Genomic DNA, 1,144 nt, shown 5'->3' with positions numbered 1-1,144 from the left:
AGCCAAGGGCCGGAAAAATTGTTTTTTCTAAGACTTGGTCGAAAGGTTTATTCATAGACAAAGCCACAACCTTTCCAAATAGGCCAATACTTGGATTTGAATATTGTCTGTATTCACCGATTGGGTTTTTAGGTTGCCAGTCTTTGAAAAAAGTTAAAACTTGTTGGTCTGTTTGTACTTCATCTGGAAACTGCAAGGCAAGGTTACCACTTGTATACGTCGCGAGTTGAAGTAAGTTAACTTGGTCAATCGGTGTGTTTTTTAGTTCTTTCCAATATTTACCAGGCGTATCGTCAAAAGAGATTTTTCCTTTATTTTTTGCATATCCACCTGCTGTCGCGGTAAATAATTTACTGACAGAACCTAGCTCAAAAATGGTACTGCTATTTACGGCTTTTTTATCTTGAACAGATTGAAGACCATAATACATTTCATACTTTTTATTATTTTGAATAACACCCACAGCCATACCTGGCACATCATATTTTTCTAATAACGGTTTAAAGTTTTGATCTACCAGTTTTTTAATTTCTTGGTCTTTTGGTGTATTGTCCGCATAAATTGAGGTACTAAAAATAAAAAGCGGAGATAAAAGTAGACAAGAAATTTTTTTAAATCGCATGATTAGCTCATAAATTATTTAAAAAGAAAGATGCCTACTTTTATAACAAATATCACCTAATTTAATTGTTATGTTTTATAGAATTGGATTGAAGTTTATCGCGTTCAGCTATAAAAAAAGCCCAACATTGTCGGGCTCTTATTTAGGCAGTAAAAACTATATTAGTAGCTTTCTGGTACTGCACTTAAGAATTCACGGCGCGCTTCTTTATCGGTTTTAAAATCTCCGACAAATGAAACTGTACGGGTGGTAGATTCTTGTTTACCTACACCACGCATCATCATACACATATGTGCTGAATCGATGACTACAGCGACACCGCGAGCACCAGTGACTTCTGCAACAGCTTCAGCGATTTGCTGAGTCAGGTTTTCCTGAATTTGCAAACGACGAGCAAACATCTCGGTAATACGTGCAAATTTAGATAAGCCAAGAACTTTGCCTTCTGGTAAATAGGCAACATGAACACGGCCATAGAATGGGAGAAGATGATGTTCGCAGAGCGAATAAAATTCAATATTC

General features: G+C 36.3%; 2 protein-coding genes. Both read right to left on the bottom strand.

Features of this window, described 5'->3' with window-relative positions; translation table 11 throughout:
• A partial coding sequence (locus VXQ92_RS19895; RefSeq protein WP_416682951.1) for a serine hydrolase occupies positions 1 to 622 on the bottom strand: 622 nt, incomplete at its 3' end.
• A 161-nt stretch (positions 623 to 783) separates the two neighbouring features.
• Positions 784 to 1,144, bottom strand: a 361-nt coding sequence (gene folE / locus VXQ92_RS19890; protein WP_416682950.1) for a GTP cyclohydrolase I, incomplete at its 5' end; no start/stop codon positions are given.

The organism is Acinetobacter sp. 228 (genome assembly GCF_048147885.1).
This window is presented reverse-complemented; position numbering and strand designations above follow the sequence as displayed.